Origin of the sequence: Serratia sp. 22264, from assembly GCF_052045345.1 — a bacterium.
Classification (GTDB): domain Bacteria; phylum Pseudomonadota; class Gammaproteobacteria; order Enterobacterales; family Enterobacteriaceae; genus Serratia; species Serratia plymuthica.
Map to the genome: position 1 here is coordinate 1 of NZ_JBQEOY010000004.1, position 18,392 is coordinate 18,392.

General features: G+C 57.2%; 21 protein-coding genes. 11 read left to right on the top strand and 10 right to left on the bottom strand.

The window, feature by feature from the left end; all coding sequences use genetic code 11:
• From ACTJJ1_RS15780 to ACTJJ1_RS15790, 3 genes are all read right to left on the bottom strand, one after another.
• Positions 1-140, bottom strand: a 140-nt coding sequence (locus tag ACTJJ1_RS15780; protein WP_440834634.1) for a hypothetical protein, incomplete at its 3' end; no start/stop codon positions are given.
• A gap of 17 nt (positions 141-157) precedes the next feature.
• Complete coding sequence (gene tal / locus ACTJJ1_RS15785; RefSeq protein ID WP_004947767.1) at positions 158-1,108, bottom strand: transaldolase; 951 nt, start codon at positions 1,106-1,108, stop codon at positions 158-160.
• Between the two features lie 274 nt (positions 1,109-1,382).
• Positions 1,383-1,976: a lytic polysaccharide monooxygenase gene (locus ACTJJ1_RS15790; RefSeq protein WP_004947764.1), complete on the bottom strand. Its 594-nt coding sequence runs from the start codon at positions 1,974-1,976 to the stop codon at positions 1,383-1,385.
• A gap of 406 nt (positions 1,977-2,382) precedes the next feature.
• Between ACTJJ1_RS15790 and ACTJJ1_RS15795 the strand changes: the two genes are divergently transcribed.
• Positions 2,383-3,324: a LysR family transcriptional regulator gene (locus ACTJJ1_RS15795; RefSeq protein ID WP_004947759.1), complete on the top strand. Its 942-nt coding sequence runs from the start codon at positions 2,383-2,385 to the stop codon at positions 3,322-3,324.
• A 96-nt stretch (positions 3,325-3,420) separates the two neighbouring features.
• Here ACTJJ1_RS15795 and ACTJJ1_RS15800 read toward each other — a convergent pair whose 3' ends face one another.
• The gene (locus tag ACTJJ1_RS15800; RefSeq protein ID WP_073440244.1) at positions 3,421-4,920 is read right to left on the bottom strand and encodes a glycosyl hydrolase family 18 protein; all 1,500 of its coding nucleotides are present in this window, start codon (positions 4,918-4,920) and stop codon (positions 3,421-3,423) included.
• Between the two features lie 297 nt (positions 4,921-5,217).
• Between ACTJJ1_RS15800 and ACTJJ1_RS15805 the strand changes: the two genes are divergently transcribed.
• From ACTJJ1_RS15805 to maeB, 5 genes are all read left to right on the top strand, one after another.
• Complete coding sequence (locus ACTJJ1_RS15805) at positions 5,218-5,544, top strand: phage holin, lambda family (RefSeq protein ID WP_062790035.1); 327 nt, start codon at positions 5,218-5,220, stop codon at positions 5,542-5,544.
• Positions 5,534-5,935 carry a M15 family metallopeptidase gene (locus tag ACTJJ1_RS15810; protein ID WP_440834413.1) on the top strand — a complete coding sequence of 134 codons (402 nt, stop codon included), beginning with the start codon at positions 5,534-5,536 and terminating at the stop codon, positions 5,933-5,935. The genes ACTJJ1_RS15805 and ACTJJ1_RS15810 overlap by 11 nt, the downstream gene beginning before the upstream one ends.
• Positions 5,932-6,315, top strand: coding sequence for a DUF2570 family protein (locus ACTJJ1_RS15815; protein WP_004947747.1), 384 nt, complete (start codon positions 5,932-5,934; stop codon positions 6,313-6,315). Before ACTJJ1_RS15810 ends, ACTJJ1_RS15815 begins: the two co-directional genes overlap by 4 nt.
• A complete protein-coding gene (gene lysC, locus ACTJJ1_RS15820) occupies positions 6,296-6,469 on the top strand; it encodes an Rz1-like lysis system protein LysC (protein ID WP_041417078.1) in 174 nt (57 codons plus the stop codon). The genes ACTJJ1_RS15815 and lysC overlap by 20 nt, the downstream gene beginning before the upstream one ends.
• Positions 6,470-6,635: 166 nt before the next feature.
• Complete coding sequence (maeB, locus tag ACTJJ1_RS15825) at positions 6,636-8,915, top strand: NADP-dependent oxaloacetate-decarboxylating malate dehydrogenase (RefSeq protein WP_006327110.1); 2,280 nt, start codon at positions 6,636-6,638, stop codon at positions 8,913-8,915.
• Positions 8,916-8,962: 47 nt separating this feature from the next.
• Here maeB and mmuM read toward each other — a convergent pair whose 3' ends face one another.
• Entirely contained in the window at positions 8,963-9,901 is a 939-nt protein-coding gene (mmuM, locus tag ACTJJ1_RS15830) for a homocysteine S-methyltransferase (protein ID WP_440834416.1), read from the bottom strand.
• The gene (gene mmuP, locus ACTJJ1_RS15835; protein ID WP_004947736.1) at positions 9,891-11,300 is read right to left on the bottom strand and encodes an S-methylmethionine permease; all 1,410 of its coding nucleotides are present in this window, start codon (positions 11,298-11,300) and stop codon (positions 9,891-9,893) included. The genes mmuM and mmuP overlap by 11 nt, the downstream gene beginning before the upstream one ends.
• A 192-nt stretch (positions 11,301-11,492) precedes the next feature.
• Here mmuP and ACTJJ1_RS15840 point away from each other — a divergent pair, with 192 nt between their 5' ends.
• On the top strand, positions 11,493-12,332 hold the full coding sequence (locus tag ACTJJ1_RS15840; RefSeq protein ID WP_440834419.1) for a ChaN family lipoprotein: 840 nt from the start codon (positions 11,493-11,495) through the stop codon (positions 12,330-12,332).
• Positions 12,333-12,359: 27 nt separating this feature from the next.
• Here ACTJJ1_RS15840 and ACTJJ1_RS15845 read toward each other — a convergent pair whose 3' ends face one another.
• The 3 genes from ACTJJ1_RS15845 to amiA all read right to left on the bottom strand — a co-directional run bounded on the left by ACTJJ1_RS15845 (position 12,360) and on the right by amiA (position 14,685).
• Positions 12,360-12,815 (bottom strand): YaiI/YqxD family protein, encoded by a 456-nt coding sequence (locus tag ACTJJ1_RS15845; RefSeq protein ID WP_004947732.1) that lies wholly within the window; start codon positions 12,813-12,815, stop codon positions 12,360-12,362.
• On the bottom strand, positions 12,815-13,735 hold the full coding sequence (hemF, locus tag ACTJJ1_RS15850; protein WP_440834421.1) for an oxygen-dependent coproporphyrinogen oxidase: 921 nt from the start codon (positions 13,733-13,735) through the stop codon (positions 12,815-12,817). The genes ACTJJ1_RS15845 and hemF overlap by 1 nt, the downstream gene beginning before the upstream one ends.
• A gap of 62 nt (positions 13,736-13,797) precedes the next feature.
• Positions 13,798-14,685 carry an N-acetylmuramoyl-L-alanine amidase AmiA gene (amiA, locus tag ACTJJ1_RS15855; protein WP_004947727.1) on the bottom strand — a complete coding sequence of 296 codons (888 nt, stop codon included), beginning with the start codon at positions 14,683-14,685 and terminating at the stop codon, positions 13,798-13,800.
• 205 nt (positions 14,686-14,890) lie between these two features.
• Here amiA and ACTJJ1_RS15860 point away from each other — a divergent pair, with 205 nt between their 5' ends.
• Positions 14,891-15,316 (top strand): GNAT family acetyltransferase, encoded by a 426-nt coding sequence (locus tag ACTJJ1_RS15860; RefSeq protein ID WP_004947724.1) that lies wholly within the window; start codon positions 14,891-14,893, stop codon positions 15,314-15,316.
• 40 nt (positions 15,317-15,356) lie between these two features.
• On the opposite strand, the gene ACTJJ1_RS15865 is transcribed toward ACTJJ1_RS15860, so the two are convergent.
• Positions 15,357-15,749, bottom strand: coding sequence for a YgiW/YdeI family stress tolerance OB fold protein (locus tag ACTJJ1_RS15865; protein ID WP_004947721.1), 393 nt, complete (start codon positions 15,747-15,749; stop codon positions 15,357-15,359).
• A gap of 171 nt (positions 15,750-15,920) precedes the next feature.
• Between ACTJJ1_RS15865 and ACTJJ1_RS15870 the strand changes: the two genes are divergently transcribed.
• The 3 genes from ACTJJ1_RS15870 to ACTJJ1_RS15880 all read left to right on the top strand — a co-directional run bounded on the left by ACTJJ1_RS15870 (position 15,921) and on the right by ACTJJ1_RS15880 (position 18,202).
• Positions 15,921-16,385, top strand: coding sequence for a DUF2919 domain-containing protein (locus tag ACTJJ1_RS15870; protein WP_004947720.1), 465 nt, complete (start codon positions 15,921-15,923; stop codon positions 16,383-16,385).
• 130 nt (positions 16,386-16,515) lie between these two features.
• Positions 16,516-17,100 carry an RpoE-regulated lipoprotein gene (locus tag ACTJJ1_RS15875; protein WP_004947719.1) on the top strand — a complete coding sequence of 195 codons (585 nt, stop codon included), beginning with the start codon at positions 16,516-16,518 and terminating at the stop codon, positions 17,098-17,100.
• A gap of 202 nt (positions 17,101-17,302) precedes the next feature.
• On the top strand, positions 17,303-18,202 hold the full coding sequence (locus ACTJJ1_RS15880; RefSeq protein ID WP_004947716.1) for a Dyp-type peroxidase: 900 nt from the start codon (positions 17,303-17,305) through the stop codon (positions 18,200-18,202).
• The last annotated feature ends 190 nt before the right edge of the window (positions 18,203-18,392 follow it).

Sequence of the window (18,392 nt, forward strand, 5' to 3'; positions counted from 1 at the left end):
TGGTTCATGTAGTCGCGCCACAGGACTTCGGCGATGTCCGCCATGCCCATAGGTGCGCCCGGATGGCCGGAATTTGCTTTTTGTACGGCGTCCATGCTGAGTGCGCGGATGGCGTTGGCGAGTTGCTTACGAGAGGACATTCATAACTCCAAAATAATTACAGTTCAGCGGCCAGCATGTCTTCCAGCTTCTGCTGGTCGACGGCGAACAGACGGATGCCTTCGGCCAATTTCTCGACCGCCATGGCGTCTTGATTATGCAGCCAGCGGAATTCGGCTTCGGCAAGCGGGGCGGGCTGATAGAAACCTTCGGTGGACGGCGTCAGTTTACGCTCGACCGGTTGCTCGCTGTGCTTGAGCTGTTCCAGCAGGTTCGGCGCTATGGTCAGGCGATCGCAGCCGGCCAGGGCCAGGATCTGCTCTACCTTACGGAAGCTGGCACCCATGATCACCGTCTGGTAACGGTGCTGTTTGTAGTATTCATAAATGGTGCGCACCGATTTCACGCCCGGATCCTGCTCTGCGTCGTACTCGGCGGCAGGCTGCTTGGCCTGGTACCAGTCATAGATGCGGCCGACGAAAGGTGAAATCAGGAACACGCCGGCTTCGGCACAGGCGCGGGCCTGGGCGAAGGAGAACAGCAGCGTCAGATTGGTGTTGATGCCTTCTTTTTCCAGTTCCTCGGCGGCTTTGATGCCTTCCCAGGTTGAGGCCAGTTTGATCAGGATGCGGGACTTGTCGATGCCCTGTTCCTGGTACAGGCCAATCAGTTTGCGTGCTTTGGCTACGCACATGCCGCGATCGAACGACAAACGGGCATCGACTTCGGTGGAGATGCGGCCCGGCACGCTTTTCAGGATCTCGACGCCAATGTTGACCGCCAGTTTGTCGCCGGCGTTAATCAGCTGGGTTTCCTTGCTGCCGCCCTGTTGGCGGGCATAGTTCAGCGCTTCGACGATCAGTGGCTTATATTGCGGCAGCGCCGCGGCTTTCAGGATCAGCGAAGGGTTGGTGGTGGCGTCCTGGGGTTCGAACTGGCGGATGGATTCAATATCGCCGCTGTCGGCCACAACCGTCGTCAGCTGCTTGAGTGCATCTAATTGGTTCATTTATACGCTCCTTGATCAGTGCCAAACATGTAGGGAAATGAGAACCTTTTTCATCATAGGGTGAACACACTGCATCATAAGCCTGATGAATAAAATGCGCTTTTTCTGATTGTTGCGATGGATAAGAACAATGGATCCCGTTTCGAACCAGGCGGGCTGCGGGTTGCACCTGCGGCAATGCGGTTTTGGCGTGGGGGGAGACGGCGAGAAGAAGAGGGGGCAACGGCAATAAAAAAGGGTTCAGCCCGGCTGAACCCCAGGGGACTTCCTCCGATTATTTACTCAAATTCACGTCAATCGCCTGATAGAAGGCATTGGTGGTGTCTGCTACATCCCACACGGCGAGGATCACATGCGAACCGCTGCGGTCTGCCGGTATGTTGCACTGGTGGGTGACCTGCGCGGCTGGGATCGCGCCGCCGTCGTTGTATTGGCAGAACGGCGTCAGGTCAAAGGAAGCGCGGGTCAGCGGCTGCGACGCATCCCAGTTTGGCTTGGTAATGAAATAACGCCAGCCGGTGGTGCTGTGACGGGCGGTCAGCCTCCAGGTAAAGGAGTTGGCGCCGGTGTGCAGATTGATCTTGTTCCAGCGGGTTGGCGTTTGCTGGTCCAGCTCGAAGAAGGTGCTCTTGTCGGCGCTGGCGATATGGCCGTCCACCGGACCGTTTTGCGGGAAGCCTTTCAGTCCTTCGACGCTTTGCGGCTCATACTGCACGCTGCCGCACTGGGTATTGAGTTGCAGCTTGCACTGGTAAGAACGGCTGGCCGGTGTTTCGACATAGCCGTGGGCGTTAGCCTGTTGGGATACGCCAAACAGGGCGGCGCTCAGCAAACCAAGGGACAGAAGGGTACGAGAAGTATTGTTCATAAGTCACTCCGGACAGAAGTTATATTGTAAGTTGAATGTATTTTCGCCACTTAAATGAGAGGTCATTAACGAAATTAAAAAACATCATTATTGATGGCTTGTTTTATTTTTATCATTCGTGGCATGGATGGGGATGGAATGTTTTATAGGCTATTAACTAAAATTATTATGATGAATGTCTTTTATTCGTTGATTGAATTTATTTAAAAGCTGCTGTCTAAAAACGCAGCATCATGATGAATTTTACTTAATGGATTGATGAATACTCTTTCAGATGACGCTCTCCGATATGGAGTATATTGCTTGTGGTTTTGTTTGCTCTTGTTTGACTTGAACGTTTTTTACGCGCCAGTTGCCTGGGAATTTAGTGTCAATTTTTCTTATTTTATGTCAAAGAGGAATTAGTATGACTAGATTATCCCTGGATGCGATTAAAATAATCAGCACCATAAAAAGTACCGGCTCTTTCTCTATGGCGGCGGAGGCGCTGCATAAAACGCCTTCGGCGATATCCTACCGGGTTTCCAATATTGAAAGTAAACTCTGCGTGAAACTATTTCATCGCAATGGCCCGATGATTACCCTAACGGATGAAGGGGAATTCCTGCTGCAAGAGGGCAGTTGGATTTTAAATGCGGTGCAGGATCTCGAGAGCCGTGTGAGGAATATCCCGAAACTCGATAATAATATCCGCATCGTCGTCGACAAGTTCTTTCCGTTGGAAACTATCACCCAGGATATACGTGACTATATTCAGCACAGCCCGAACGCCAACATTTCGGTGCAGCGGGAAGCGCTGAACGGCACCTGGGATGCGCTGAAGAACAACCGGGCGGATTTGATTATCGCCATCGGCCAGATCCCGGACAGCGTGCAGGCCAAGACGCTGATGCTCGGCAAGCTGAATTTCGTGCTGTGCGTTTCGCCTTCGCATCCCTTTGCGGCGCAGAAAAAACCGGTGGATAAAAATCAGCGGTTGAATGACATCGTGGTAGTGATTGCCGACAGCAGCCACGAACTGCCAAAGCGCAACCACGGCACTATGCCGTTGCAGCGCCAATTGGTGGTTTGCGACGTCGAGAGCAAGCTGGCGTTGTTGAAGCGCGGTATCGGCCACGGTTTTTTGCCGCCTTCGCTGATCGAAAAAGAGCTGGCGAGCGGCGAGCTGGTGACGGTTCCCGTCGATATGCAAAAAGGTGACGAAATGATTTGGCTGGCCTGGCACCCGGCCAGCAAGGGGACAGGTTTTACCTGGTGGCATGAACGCCTGACGCGTAAAAGCGACGTTTTCAGCCTGATGGGGCGCGAAGTGATTCGCGATGGGGGTTACCCTTGGTGCAATAACTGAGGGCAGCGATACGCTAACGGCAAAGGAATGCGATCATTAAACGGTTAACAGAGTAAGAAACCCCGCAGCATCAGGCTACGGGGTTTTTTTATGCCGTTAAGCGACGCGGCCCACTTTCAGCCAGGCGCTGTCGGAGCCTGGTACGGAAGTGATAAAGCCCCACTTGGTCTGCCAGACGTAGCCCTGATAAGACACCAGCGCGCCCTGCGGATAGGTGGTACCCGCCACGTACGCCGGCGCGCTCATGATCGGCAGATTGCCGGGGCCGACACCGGTATAGCGCAGGCCGGTGCCCATATCTAACTGGCTGTCGTCATAGTCGGCAGCGTTGAAATAGCGGTCCAGCGAGGCCAGCAGATCGCCGTTGCGGTTGTCCTGCCCCAGGTGCCAGAACATCACGCCGCCCAGTTGCTGCTGCTTGATGTACTTCGCCTTGTACTTGAAGCTTTCGACGTCGTCATAGGTAACGAACAGGCCGTTGGCCGCGTGGTACAGGTACGGCGTTTTGGTTTTGTCGTTCCACAGGCGCTGATAGCCGTAGTTGCCGAGCAGCATCTGTTCCAGTTGGCGGTAAGAGGCGATGCGCGGGTCCTTGTCGCGGATGCACTCTTCGCAACCCACCAGCCAGTAATCGGTACCCGGGAACGGATCTTCCCCCGGCGTGCTGTGGCTGCTGTATTGGCCGCCGTTGCTGCCGCTGACGCCCTTGAACGCACGGCCGTAGAAGGGCACGCCCATGACGATTTTGCTGCTTGGCACGCCTTCCAGCATCAGGTGTTGCTGTACGGCGGCGTCCACCGTCAGGCTGAACGGGCTCGGGAAGGCGCGGGTCAGCTCTTCCCAGCTCCAGCCCAGATTGGCTTCGCGCAGCGCGTTATAGAAGGTCGGCCCGGCGCTGTCGCCAAACAGCGCAGCCTGGTGGTTGGTGATTTTTTCCCACGGACCGGCCAGATCGTAAGTCATCAGGTTGATGTAATCGAGCGAGGCGACGATCTGCGGCAGCTTGCTGTAGTAGCGCGACAGGAAGAACGCACCGCCGGCGCCGGCAATGGTCAGTTGGTAAGGCAGCGCCTGGCGCCCGTCGGTCTGGGTCTGCTGATTCAGCAAAGCGCGGATCTCCTGCAGCGCGGCGACAAAACCGTCCACCTCGCTGCTCTGCGGGTATTCCCAGTCGATATCTACGCCGTCAAAGCCATAGTCTTTCATGATGCGCACGCAGGATTGCGCGAATTTGGTTCGCGCCGCCGGGGTTTTCACCGCATTCACGTAATTGGCGTGGGACACGCCCAAATCGTTGGAGTAATACCAGCCACCGATGGAGAACATGATGCGCAGGCTGGGGTTGTGCGCTTTTAGCGCGGTCAACCGACCGACCACGTCGCGTGCCTTGGCATCTATCGTTGCCGGATCCCAGGCGCACTCCAGATTGCTGTTAATGTCCAGGAACGAGAAGTTAATGTGGGTCAGCTGTTTGGCCTTGGCCGGCGTGATATTGGACACCGGGAAAGGCACGATTGAAGTATCGGTTTCGGTATAGTTATTAATTTGGTTGGTCGGAATAAAATAATAACCAATCACCGCTTTGCGTGCAGACATAGTATTTCTCCAGAGTTAAGGTTTTGTTATCGAGAGCGGTTCTCTCGCCGCTATTAAATGTTTATTTTCCTGGCAAAGAAAAGTCGAAATAAATCACAGTAAAGATGAATTTTTCATTCGGTGTCGGCCATTGTTTCAGAAGGCTGTTGTGCCAGGGGTGAGTGTGAATGAATTTGACCATAGACGCTGTTTTTATTCATTTGCTTTGTTATAGCATCCTTAACTAGATTCTGACTGTACCGATACCCTGCCGGCCGTGATTGGCATTTAATTAAAATTAAAAATAGGAGAGTAGCTATGTCCAGCATAGAGCCAGACGCTGTTGGCTTAATTATTCAGCGAGCGTGTGAATACCTTCAGCCGGCAATGAATGCCATTTTGGCCGGCATTATGGCGCTTTTGCATGGCGCCTATCGCAACGTCGGGATGCGACGTCGGTTATTAAATGCAGGCATGTGCGCGTTATTGGCCTGGACGGTGCGTGATGCATTGGCGCTGGCGGGCCTGGAATTAAAATGGGCGAATCTTGCCAGCGTGCTGATTGGCTTTCTGGGCGCTGATTATATTAGCGCATTAATTAAAAAAATCATTGGCAAGAAGACGGGGCTAAAAAATGTTAAATGAAATTCAGGAAATGCGCTTTACCGCACGCAGTGAGGACAACTTAATTGGCGTGCATCCGGATCTGGTGCGGGTGATGCGGTTGGCGTTGAATTATTCGCTGGTGCCTTTTTCCATCAGCGAAGGGGTGCGCAGCATGGCGCGGCAGCGTGACATGTTGCGCACCGGCAAAAGCCAGACGCTGAGGAGCCGGCATCTGACCGGTCACGCGGTGGACGTGGTGGCGATGCCGGCGGGCGTGGTGTCCTGGGAGTGGGATTACTACGCGCAAATTGCCGTGGCGGTGCGCCGCGCGGCGCGTGAATGCTCAGTCAGCGTCGAGTGGGGCGGAGAGTGGCGCACGCTGAAGGACGGGCCGCATTTCCAGCTCTCTTTCAAGGATTACCCGGCATGAGCGGTTGGCTGAATAAGCTGATACAGGGCGGGTTGCTGCTGCTGTTGGCGGTGGCGATTTGCCTCGGCGGTTACAGCTCGCTGCTGTCGCACCGGCTGGCGCTGGCGCGGCAGCAGGCGGCCGAACAGCAAAAGACCTTGGCGCAGCAGGCCGGGCTGATTGCTACGCTGCAAACCCAGGATGCGCAGAACCGTGCGCTGATGGCCGCTCAGCAGCAACAGGAACAGCAGTTGCGCCGGCAAAGCGACGTTTACCAGAGGAAATACCGTGAAGCGATTAAAAATGATGCCTGCGCTGGGCAGCCTATGCCTGGCGCTGTGCTTGAGCTCCTGCGCCCAACCGCCGACGGTACCGACGCCCGTGGTGCTGCTGCCCCCTGAACCCGTATTTACGCCCTGCGAACAGCCTCTGTTGCCGGGCGACACCTGGGGCGATGCCGTCAGCTATACGCTGGCATTGCAGACCGCGTTGCAAATTTGCGCGGGTCGGGTGGCAACGCTCAACGCCTGGCGAGCAAAACTGCCGTTGCCTTGACGGCGGTTTTGTTATTTCCCGTCCAGAGGGCCTGTTTTTTTGCTTTTATAAAACTATTTCGATCAAGGTTATGGCCCGCTTCAAAGTTTGTGACGTTTCTCTCACTATACTGGTCTAGCCTAAAAGCCTTACCTCAACATAAAAGCAAAAAGCAAAGGAACCCATAATGGACGAACAGCTCAAACAGAGTGCCCTTGATTTCCATCAGTTTCCGGTCCCAGGGAAGATCCAGGTCTCTCCAACCAAACCCCTGGCAACGCAACGCGATCTGGCGTTGGCCTATTCACCGGGCGTTGCTGCCCCTTGCCTGGAAATTGCCGCCGATCCGCTGGCGGCCTACAAATACACCGCCCGTGGTAACCTGGTCGCGGTGATATCCAACGGCACGGCGGTACTGGGGTTGGGCAATATCGGCGCATTGGCCGGTAAGCCGGTAATGGAAGGCAAAGGCGTTTTGTTCAAGAAGTTTTCCGGTATCGACGTGTTCGATATCGAAGTGGATGAACTTAACCCGGACAAGCTGATCGACATCATCGCTTCCCTCGAGCCGACCTTTGGCGGCATCAACCTGGAAGACATCAAGGCGCCGGAGTGTTTCTACATCGAGCAAAAACTGCGTGAGCGCATGAAGATCCCGGTGTTCCATGACGATCAGCACGGCACCGCCATTATTACCACCGCCGCAGTGCTGAACGGCCTGCGGGTAGTGAAAAAGAATATCTCCGACGTGCGCCTGGTGGTGTCCGGTGCCGGTGCGGCGTCGATAGCCTGTCTGAACCTGTTGGTGGCGCTGGGTCTACGTCAGCAAAATATCACCGTTTGCGATTCCAAAGGGGTGATCTACAAGGGCCGCGACGCCAACATGGAGCAAACCAAGGCGGCCTATGCCATCGAAGATAACGGCCAGCGCACGCTGGGGGATGCGATCCCCAATGCCGATATTTTCCTCGGCTGTTCCGGCCCAGGCGTGCTGACCCAGGACATGGTGAAAACCATGGCCAGGGATCCGTTGATCATGGCGTTGGCCAACCCGGAACCGGAAATTCTGCCGCCGCTGGCGAAAGCCGTGCGGCCGGACGCCATTATCTGTACCGGCCGTTCCGACTACCCGAACCAGGTGAACAACGTGCTGTGCTTCCCGTTCATCTTCCGCGGGGCGCTGGACGTGGGCGCCACCACCATTAACGAAGAGATGAAGCTGGCCTGCGTGCATGCGATTGCCGATCTGGCGTTGGCGGAACAGAACGACGTGGTGGCTTCCGCCTATGGCGATCAGGACCTGTCGTTTGGCCCTGAATACATCATTCCGAAACCTTTCGACCCGCGCCTGATCGTTAAAATTGCCCCGGCGGTGGCCAGAGCGGCGATGGAGTCCGGCGTGGCGACGCGTCCGATCGAAGACTTCGACGCCTACGTCGAGAAACTGTCCGAGTTCGTTTACAAAACCAACCTGTTCATGAAGCCGATCTTTGCCCTGGCGAAGAAAGAAATGAAGCGTGTGGTGCTGGCGGAAGGCGAAGAGGAAAGGGTGCTGCATGCGACTCAAGAGCTGGTGTCGCAGGGCCTGGCCTATCCGATCCTGGTCGGCCGCCCAAGCGTGATTGAAATGCGATTGCAAAAACTCGGCCTGCAACTGACGCCGGGCAAAGATTTTGAAGTGGTGAACAATGAGTCCGACCCGCGTTTCAACGAATACTGGGGCGAGTATTACCAGATCATGAAGCGTCGCGGCGTTTCGCAAGAGCAGGCGCGCCGTGCGGTAATTGGCAACCCGACGCTGATTGCCGCCATCATGCTGCATCGCGGCGAGGCGGACGCGATGATCTGCGGCACCATCGGCAGCTACCATGAGCACTATGACGTCGTGAAAAACGTGTTCGGCTTCCGCGAAGGCGCGCACGTCGCCGGGGCGATGAATGCGCTGCTGCTGCCAAGCGGCAACACCTTTATTGCCGACACCTATGTCAACGACGATCCGACGCCGGAACAGCTGGCGGAAATCACCCTGATGGCGGCGGAAACCGTGCGCCGCTTCGGTATTGAGCCGAAAGTCGCGCTGCTGTCCCACTCCAGCTTCGGTTCCTCCGACTGCCCGGCGGCGCGCAAAATGCGCAAAACGCTGGAACTGGTGAACCAGATGGCGCCAGAACTGGAGATTGACGGCGAGATGCACGGCGACGCTGCGCTGGTTGAGAGTATTCGTCACGATCTGATGCCGGACAGCCCGCTGAAAGGCGCGGCCAACGTGTTGATCATGCCGAATATGGAAGCGGCGCGCATCAGTTACAACCTGCTGCGCGTATCCTCTTCGGAAGGGGTGACCGTGGGGCCGGTGCTGATGGGGGTATCGAAACCGGTACACATTCTGACGCCAATCGCCTCGGTGCGCCGCATCGTCAACATGGTGGCGTTGGCGGTGGTGGAAGCGCAGACCGAACCGCTATAAGTCTTGAGTGACGACAAGCCCCCTGCGTCTGGCGCAGGGGGCTTTTTTTATGCCTTGCAGCGTGCGGCGATCTGGCGGATATCCTGCGGCGTAGTGCGGCAGCAGCCGCCAATCAGCCGGGCGCCGATGTTTTGCCATTCCCCAATCTGCTCGATCAGGCTGCCACTTCCGCCCCCGCAGGCATGCCAGGTTTTGCTCACCGCGTCGTAATGCTCGCCGGAGTTCGGATAGACCAGCAGCGGTTTGTCGGCCAGTGTGGCCAACTGCCGCAACGCCGGGGTGACGTTTTCCAGCGCAATGCAGTTGATGCCAATCGCCAATACCTGCGGATTGCCGCGCAGTGCTGCCAGCACCTGCGTCAGCGGCGTACCGTCGCTGAGATGTTGGCTGTCACGCAGGGTAAAGGCGAACCAGGCGCCGAGCGTCGGGAACTCCTGCAACAATGCCAGCAACGCTTGCAGCTCGCTGAACGACGGCAGCGTCTCGCAGGCCAGCAGATCGACCCCGGCCTCGGCCAGCGCGGCAATGCGCGGGCGATGGAAAGCGATCATCTCTTCTTGCGGCAACGAGTAATCGCCGCGGTATTCGGAACCGTCGGCAAGGTAGGCGCCATACGGCCCCACAGAACCTGCGATCAACAAAGGTGCGGCCTGCGGATGCTGCGCCAGATAGTCGCTGCGCGCCTGTTGCGCCAGTTGCACGCTTTTGGCGATCAGCGCCAGCGATTGCTGTTGGTTCAGACCGCGGCGCAGGAAGCCCAGCGGCGTAGCCTGGTAACTGGCGGTGATGGCGCATTGCGCCCCGGCGTTGAAATAGTCGAGGTGAACCTGATAAATCAGCTCGGGATTTTCAATCAGCACTTTTGCCGACCACAGCGGATCGCTGAGGTCGCAGCCGCGCGCCTCCAGTTCGGTGGCCAGCGCACCGTCTAAAATCAGGGTGCGGTTAGCGGCCAATAAGGCGGCGACGGTATTGTTAACGGACATGATTCTCTCCCAACGAAGATTTTTGCCCGGCGCGGCGGGTCAGATAATAGACGACGTAGCACAGTGCGACAAACGGCAACCCGCAGTAAAGCGCGATGCGCTGTGCCGGATCGAAAGCCAACCCTACGCAGGCCAGCAGGCACAGGGCAAAGCCGAGGATCGGCGTCAAGGGGTAACCCGGCGCACGGTATTTCAGGCCCTCGATCGGCTGACCGCTGCGCAGATAATGGCGGCGGAAGGCGTAATGCGCCGCGCAGATGCTCAGCCAGACCGCCACCACCGCAAAGCCGGAAATGGCCGACAGGGCGACAAACACCGTGTCCGGCGCGATAACGCTGGTCAGCAGCGCCAGCACGCCGCCGAGCATGCTGAAGGTCAAGGCATTGACCGGGATGCCGCGTTTATTTACGCGTGAAAAATAGGCCGGCAGGGTGCGCTGATTGGCCAGCGACCACAACATGCGCCCCGAGGCGTACAGACCCGAATTGGCGGCCGACAAGATGGCGGTCAGGATCACGAAGTTAAAGATATCGGCGGCATAAGGTATGCCAATGCGTTCAAACACCAGCACGAACGGACTTTTCACAATCCCGGCCTGATCCATCGGGATCAGCGCCGCCAGAATAAATACCGTGCCGATAAAGAACAGCATCAGGCGGATCACCGTGGTGCGTATCGCCCAGGGCACCACTTTTTCCGGGTTTTCGGTTTCGCCGGCGGCAATGCCGATAAGCTCGGTGCCGGAGAAAGCGAAGTTTACCGCCACCATGGTCATCAGGATCGGCAGCGTTCCGTTCGGCAGCCAGCCGGAGGCGGTCAGGTTATGCAGGAAGGGCGCAGGCGTGCCGTCTTTCATCGGCAGCAGGCCGAACATCGCAGCACCGCCCAGAATGATAAAAGCCAGAATGGTGACGACCTTGATCAGCGAGAACCAGAATTCGCTTTCGGCAAAGAAGCGGGTAGTGATCACGTTGAGCAGGAAAATCGCCGCGCAGAAGATCAAACACCACAGCCACACCGGCGACTGCGGGAACCAGTACTGCATGCAAAAACCGGCGGCGGTCAGGCTGGAGCCCAGCGCCACCGTCCAGGTCAGCCAATACAGCCAGGCGACGGTATAGCCGGTAGCCGGGCCAAGATAACGTGAAGCATAGACGTGGAAAGCGCCGGTTTCCGGCATCGCGACGGCCAGTTCACCCAGGCACAGCATCACCAGATAAACCACCAATGCGCCGATCAGATAGGCCAGCAGGGTGCCCAGTGCGCCGGTAGTAGAAATGATATAGCCGGTGTTGAAGAACAGCCCGGTACCGATCACGCCACCCAGCGACAGCATCACCAGATGCCGGGCTTTCATGGTGCGTTTGAAGTGCCCTTCGGCGGGTTCAGGTGAGTGCATGATATTTCATCCGTATAGACGTCTAAGCAGCTAAATGGCTATTGGTTATACCCGTAATATTTCATGAAATCAATGTAAGACCAGGCGTCATAAACTAAAAAATAGTTAGCGGTGTCTCGGGGTGGGGGGATATCAATATGCAAATGATAATTATTATCTATAATGTCGCTACTTTTCTTGCAGGGTAATGTCATGAGATTACTTGTTTTACTGGCCACCTTGGTGCTCGGTGCCTGTAGCCAGGCCCCGGTTTCCGTACCGAAAAACACCCTTGACGGCCTGGGGAAAATTACCGACTTACGCAGCGGCCAAACCCTGTCACCTGACCAGCTTCTTGCCCGTCTGGCCGCCCAGCCAAGAGTGATGGTCGGGGAAAAGCACGACAATCCCTATCATCATCAGATCGAACTGTGGCTGATGCAAAACCTGCCGCAACGGCGGCCGCAGGGCAGCGTGCTGATGGAAATGCTGACCCCGAATCAGCAGGCCAACGTGGATAAGGTCAAGCAGGCACTGCGGGGGGATTCTGCCATACGTGATGAGCGCGTGGTGCAGTGGATTGACTGGCAGAAAGGCTGGAAATGGTCGCTGTACGGCGAGGTGGTGATGGCGGCGATGCGAGCGCCGTATCCGCTTTGGTCGGCCAATCTGGATCGCGAGGAGATCATGGCGTTTTACCGGCAGCCGATGTTTCCGAAGGGGCAATTGTCGGTACGTCCGGCAGTGCAGAAGGCGCTGGAAGACACCATTCGCACTTCGCACGGCGGAAAAATCGAACCCCAACAGCTTCACGCGATGCTGGCAATCCAACAACAGCGCGATCGGCGCATGGCCGAACGCCTGCTGGCTGCCCCAACGCCGGCGCTGTTGATTGCCGGTGGTTATCACGCCTCAAAATGGGTGGGTGTGCCGCTGCATGTGCAGGATCTGCAACCGGGCGCGCAGCCGACGGTGTTGATGCTGGCGGAGCAGGGGGCGCAGGTTGATGGCCAGATGGCGGATTACCTGTGGGTCACGCCGCCGGTAAAATGACGGCGCCGCCAGCGGAAAGCGGCGCGGTTACTGCGCCCGCTTCGCCTGCTGCAGCCATTTGTCCAGCTCGTTGGCGAACTGCTGACGGTCGCGCTGGTTCAGGGTATTCGGGCCGCCGGTCTGGATCCCGCTGGAGCGCAGGGTATCCATAAAATCGCGCATGTTCAGGCGTTCGCGGATGGTGTCCGGCGTGTAGCGTTCGCCGCGTGGGTTGAGGGCCACTGCGCCTTTTTCTATCACTTCGGCCGCCAGCGGAATATCGGCGGTGATCACCAGATCGCCTTTTTCGCAGCGGCGGACGATTTCGTTATCCGCCACGTCAAAACCGGCCGCCACCTGCAGGGTGTGGATGTGTTTTGACGGCGGCGTTCTCAGCGGTTGGTTGGCCACCAGCGTCACCGACATGGCGGTGCGCTCGGCGGCGCGGAACAGCACTTCTTTGATCACGTTCGGACAGGCGTCCGCATCGACCCAAATCTGCATTACTCAGGCTCCTTCAGCCAGTCGCGCACCGGCAGGAAATCACGGTACAACGCCGCCTCCGGGCTGCCCTCTGCCGGTTGATAGTTGTATTCCCAGCGCACCAGCGGCGGCATAGACATCAGAATGGATTCGGTGCGGCCACCGGTTTGCAGGCCGAACAATGTGCCCCGATCCCACACCAGGTTGAATTCGACATAGCGGCCGCGGCGATAGAGCTGGAACTGGCGTTCGTTGTCGCCCCAGCTCAGCGCTTTGCGTTTTTCCACGATCGGCAGGTAGGCGTCGAGGAAACCTTCGCCCACCGCGCGGGTGAAAGCGAAACAGCTGTCAAAGTCCGGGGTATTGAGATCGTCAAAAAACAGGCCGCCGATGCCGCGCGCCTCGTTGCGGTGCTTGATAAAGAAGTAGTCGTCGCACCACTTTTTGTATTTGGGGTAGACCTCGTCACCGAAGGGCGCACACAGCCGCTCGGCGGTGCGGTGCCAGTGAACGGCGTCTTCTTCGAAACCGTAAAACGGCGTCAGATCAAAGCCGCCGCCAAACCACCATACAGGTTTTTCGCCCGGTTTTTCCGCAATGAAAAAACGCACGTTGGCGTGGCTGGTGGGGATATAAGGGCTGTGCGGGTGGATCACCAGCGACACGCCCATCGCCTGGAAGCTGCGGCCGGCCAGCTCGGGGCGGTGTGCGGTCGCGGAAGCGGGCAGGGTGGCGCCGGAGACGTGCGAGAAGTTCACGCCCGCCTGTTCAAACACTGAACCCTGGGTCAATACGCGGCTGCGGCCACCGCCACCTTCTTCGCGCGTCCAGCGGTCCTCGTTGAAAACGGCGCCGCCGTCGGCCTGGGCCAGTTGCGCGCAGATACTGTCCTGCAGCGACAGCAGGAAAGATTTTACTTCTGCGATGGTCGGTAAGCTCATACGGATAATTTACGCGTCTGACGAAACAAGGCGCAAAGTATACCCGTATTCGCTACCGCTTATCAGCCGGTTTTTCGTTGGTGCGCGTCGTAGTAGCTGAAGAAACTGATCACGCCGTCGGCGATGGCACGGGCGATTTTCTCGCGAAACGCGGTGGTGCCGAGCAGGCGTTCTTCCGCCGGGTTGGTGATGAATGAGGTTTCTACCAGCACCGAAGGAATGGACGGGGATTTGAGCACCGCAAACGCCGCCTGCTCGGTGCTGTCGCTGTGCAGGTGATGCACCGGGCGGATCTGGCCGAGCACGTGGCGGCCGAGCGTCAGGCTGTTGTTGATGGTATCGGTCTGTACCAGATCGAACAGCACCTGCTGCAGATAGTTATCCTGATTTTTATATTTGCCGCCGGCAACGTCATCGGCGGCGTTCTCGCGGTTGGAGAGATAGCGCGCCATGGCGCTGCTGGCGCCGCGGTTGGACAGGGCGAACACCGAAGCGCCGGAGGCTTCGGGGCTGGTAAAACCGTCGGCGTGAATCGAAATAAACAGGTCGGCCTGATGCTGGTGGGCAATTTCGACCCGCTGGAACAGCGGGATAAACTCGTCTTCTTCCCGCGTCAGACGGGCTTCGACGTGATCGTGTTCATGCAGCATGCGCCGCACGTGGTTGGCGATCTCCAGCACCACGTGTTTCTCCTGCGAACCTTCGCTGCCGACCGCGCCGGAATCGATGCCGCCGTGGCCGGGATCGATCATCACCAGCCGTTTGCTGCCGGTCGGTTTTGCCGCAGGTTTGGCGTGCTGGTTGCGCAGCATGCCGCCGGACTCCGCTTTGGCCGGTTGGCTTTTGCAGCCGACCAGCGCCAGCGCCAGGCCGGAGAGCAGTAACTGACGTCGCGTGGGGGAGGTGGAGAGCGGTTTAAAATTGAGGAATTGTTTAACCTGCTTTTTCATAACGCGACGCTCCATCGATAAATTCTATTTTGCGACGTTATATCGTATTGATAATCATTAATCGAACGGTTAACTATGTCCATTTATTACGCCAGTTACCGCAGTTTTCTGCCTGATTGGCGTGGGAAATCGCAGTTTGATATTGCTTAAGTGAATAATCCCGCGATAATCAGATAAACACCTTAATTAACAGCGGCGAACATCGATGGAAATTCGCGTATTTCGACAAGACGACTTTGAAGAAGTCATTACCCTGTGGGAGCGCTGCGATCTGCTGCGGCCGTGGAACGATCCCGAGATGGATATTGAGCGCAAACTGAATCACGATCCGGATCTGTTTCTGGTGGCGGAAGTGGGCGGGGAAGTGGTCGGCTCGGTGATGGGCGGCTATGACGGCCACCGTGGTTCGGCGTATTACCTGGGCGTGCACCCGGATTATCGCGGGCGCGGCATCGCCAATGCGTTGATTAGCCGTCTGGAGAAAAAGTTGGTCGCGCGCGGTTGCCCGAAGATCCAACTGATGGTGCGTGAAGACAACGACACGGTGATCGAGATGTACGAAAAACTCGGTTACGAAATCCAGAACATCACCAGCCTGGGTAAGCGGCTGATCGAAGACCAGGAGTATTGAGTCAATAAGGCGGTGAACCTTCACCGCCCGTTGCTGAGCGTTACGGCAGCTTTTTGATGTTCTTCACATCGACTTCCACGCTGCTCCAGTCTTTATCCACTTTCCCTTCCAACTGCACTTTATCTTTCGGGGTGATGGTTTGGCCGTTCCAGCGCTTTTTGTCGATCTCCACCGTCAGGGTGCCGCTGGCGTCGCGGAAGGTATAGGTATCGTCGCCGACGCGCTGCTCGATGTTGCCCTGCAGCATCACCCAGGTGTCGTCGCTCATCGATTTCACCTTATCCACCGTAGTCAGTGCGGCGCTGGGGCCGGAGAAGCCGCCCTGCGGAGCGGTTTGCGTCTGGGGTGCGGAAGGGTCCAGGAACCCGCCTTGTTGTGCCAGAACCGGTGCGCTGCACAGCGCGATCAAAGCGGCCAGGGTATATTTTTTCATTTGAAGCTTCCTTATCTCAATCGAGAATCAAAGCCCTGCCAATCAGGACTGCTGTGTTGATGAAGCAAGTAAAACATAAAGATCTTAAGAGCTTCTTAAGCGGGCGGATTGAAAACAATCATTACGGCTCCCATTTGAAGAAGTAATGATAAAACAGGCAAGGAACCGACGTTGAAGCCACACCCACACCGATTTTCCCCCGACGATTACGATCATCACGGCGTGCTGCGTCTGCCGTTGTGGTTTTGGGGCGTACTGGTTTTGCAGGCTCGCACCTGGCTCCTGTTTGTGATGGCCGGCGTTTCGCAGCAACAGGGGGAAGGGCTGCTGCAACTGTTTTACCCGGATACCCAAAGATTTTGGTACGGCATCCTGCTGGGGTTGCCGGCCGCACTGGCATTTTTGATTGCCCCGCGCAGGCATCTGTGGCCAAGGTTGTGGCGAGCCTGGCGTTGGGTGCTCGGCGCCTCGGTGCTGGCGGCGCTGGGCGGCTCCCTGTTCAGCCTGTGGCAGCAGGACGGCAATCTGCCGGCGCTGGATGGGGTTTTAGCGCTGCTGGATGCTTTGGCACTGGCCTACCTGCTGTTGAACGCGCGGCTGAAGGCCTGTTTCACCGCACAGGAAGAGGTCGCTTAAATGCCGAACGCTGCGGCACTTTTCTCATTTTCCGCACTCCAATCTCGCAACCCATGGCGTCGCGAGGGCAGTTGTGAGAGGCTGGCACGCGGCCTGACTGAGCCATGCCTTTGATGTTAAGGAGCTATAAATGAATATTCGCCCACTGCTGTTAGGGCTCCCGCTGTTACTGAGCGGCTGTTCGACGATGTCCAACTTCTCCTGGTCGAGCCTGTCACCGTTTAACTGGTTCGGCAGCAGCCTTGAGGTCAGCGCCAAGGGCGTTGGCGATCTCAACGCCGGCACCCCGATGTCGGAAAGCGCGATCAACGACGGGCTGAACGGCGATTATCGCCTGCGCGGCGGCATGGCCACCGACAAGGGCCAGATTGTTTCTTACTACCAGGCGATGGACGGCAATGACGTGAAGCTGGTGATCACCGGCGAGCCCAAGGGCAACGTACAGCGTGTGGCCGTGATGGACAGCAAAGTGGCAACCGAGTGGGGCAATAAGCTCGGCACGCCGTTCAGCGACATGTACGGCAAGGCGTTTGGCGCTTGCAAACCGGCCGACGGCGACGACGCGGGCAAGGTGGAGTGCGTGGCGGAGCAGAGCAAGTACGTCACCTACATCTTCAGCGGCAAATGGGCCGGCCCGCAGGACATCATCCCGCCGGACGATACGCTGAAAAGCTGGACGGTCAGCAAGATCATCTGGCACGCCAAACCGCAGTAAGCCTGACACAGTGTTCGGGGCGAATATATTCGCTCCGACCCTCACCGGGCGCAGTCGGCCACGCCGCAGCTTGAAAAGCGACGAGTAACCCTATTTTCTTTGCGTTCCGTTAAGGCAATCTTGCACGCATGCGTTATTATATCGCGCATTTGTAACAGGAAACCCAAGCCTGTTACCCGATCGCGATACTGAGGATAACGACATGACACAGGTTCAGAGCGGCATTTTGCTGGAGCACTGCCGTTTCGCCATTTTTATGGAAGCTACCGTACAGGGCGAATTCGCTGATTTGCGTCAGGGCTGCAAGCAGTTTTGCCAGCGGCTTATTGAGCTGCAGCAGCAGTTCCCGGATGCGCATTTGGGGGCGGTCATCGCCTTTGGCTACGACGTCTGGCACGATCTGTCCAGCGGCCAGGGGGCAAAAGAGCTGAAGCCGTTTACTCCACTGGGCAAAGGGCTGGCGCCGGCCACCCAGCGCGATTTGTTGATCCATATCCAATCCCTGCGTCATGACGTTAACTTCTCGCTGGCGCAGGCGGCGCTGGCTGCGTTCGGCAACGCCATCAAGATTGAAGAGGAAACCCACGGCTTCCGTTGGGTGGAAGAGCGCGATCTGAGCGGCTTTATCGACGGTACCGAAAACCCGCAGGGCGACCAACGCCCGGAAGTGGCGGTGATTGCCGAAGGCGAAGAAGACGCGGGCGGCAGCTACGTGCTGGTGCAGCGTTACGAACACAATCTGCGTCAGTGGCAGCGCTTCACCACCGAGCAACAAGAACAGATTATCGGCCGCACCAAGCACGACAGCGAAGAGCTGCCGTCGGATCAGCGGCCAGAGACGTCGCACGTCAGCCGGGTTGATCTGAAAGAAGACGGCAAGGGCCTGAAAATTCTGCGCCAAAGCCTGCCTTACGGCACCGCCAGCGGCAAGCATGGGCTCTATTTTATCGCCTACTGCGCGCGTCTGCATAATATCGAAAAACAACTGCTGAGCATGTTTGGCGATCTGGACGGCAAACGCGATGCGATGCTGCGCTTTAGCCGTGCGGTGACCGGCAGTTATTACTTTGCCCCTTCGTTGACGCGCCTGTTGTCACTTTGAGGCCCTCGTCGGGGTCGGCCATGTCGGCCCCGGTACGCTTTTCCCGCCCCAGCGAAACCGCTCCGCTCCTGCCTTATAGCGTTTGATGCTTGAAAATCACTAAACGGTATATAAAAGCGTTACAGCTCCGCGCCTAGTTATAAATACACTGGTCATCAATAAGGCGAAAGCCTGAAAGATTGACTCAGTG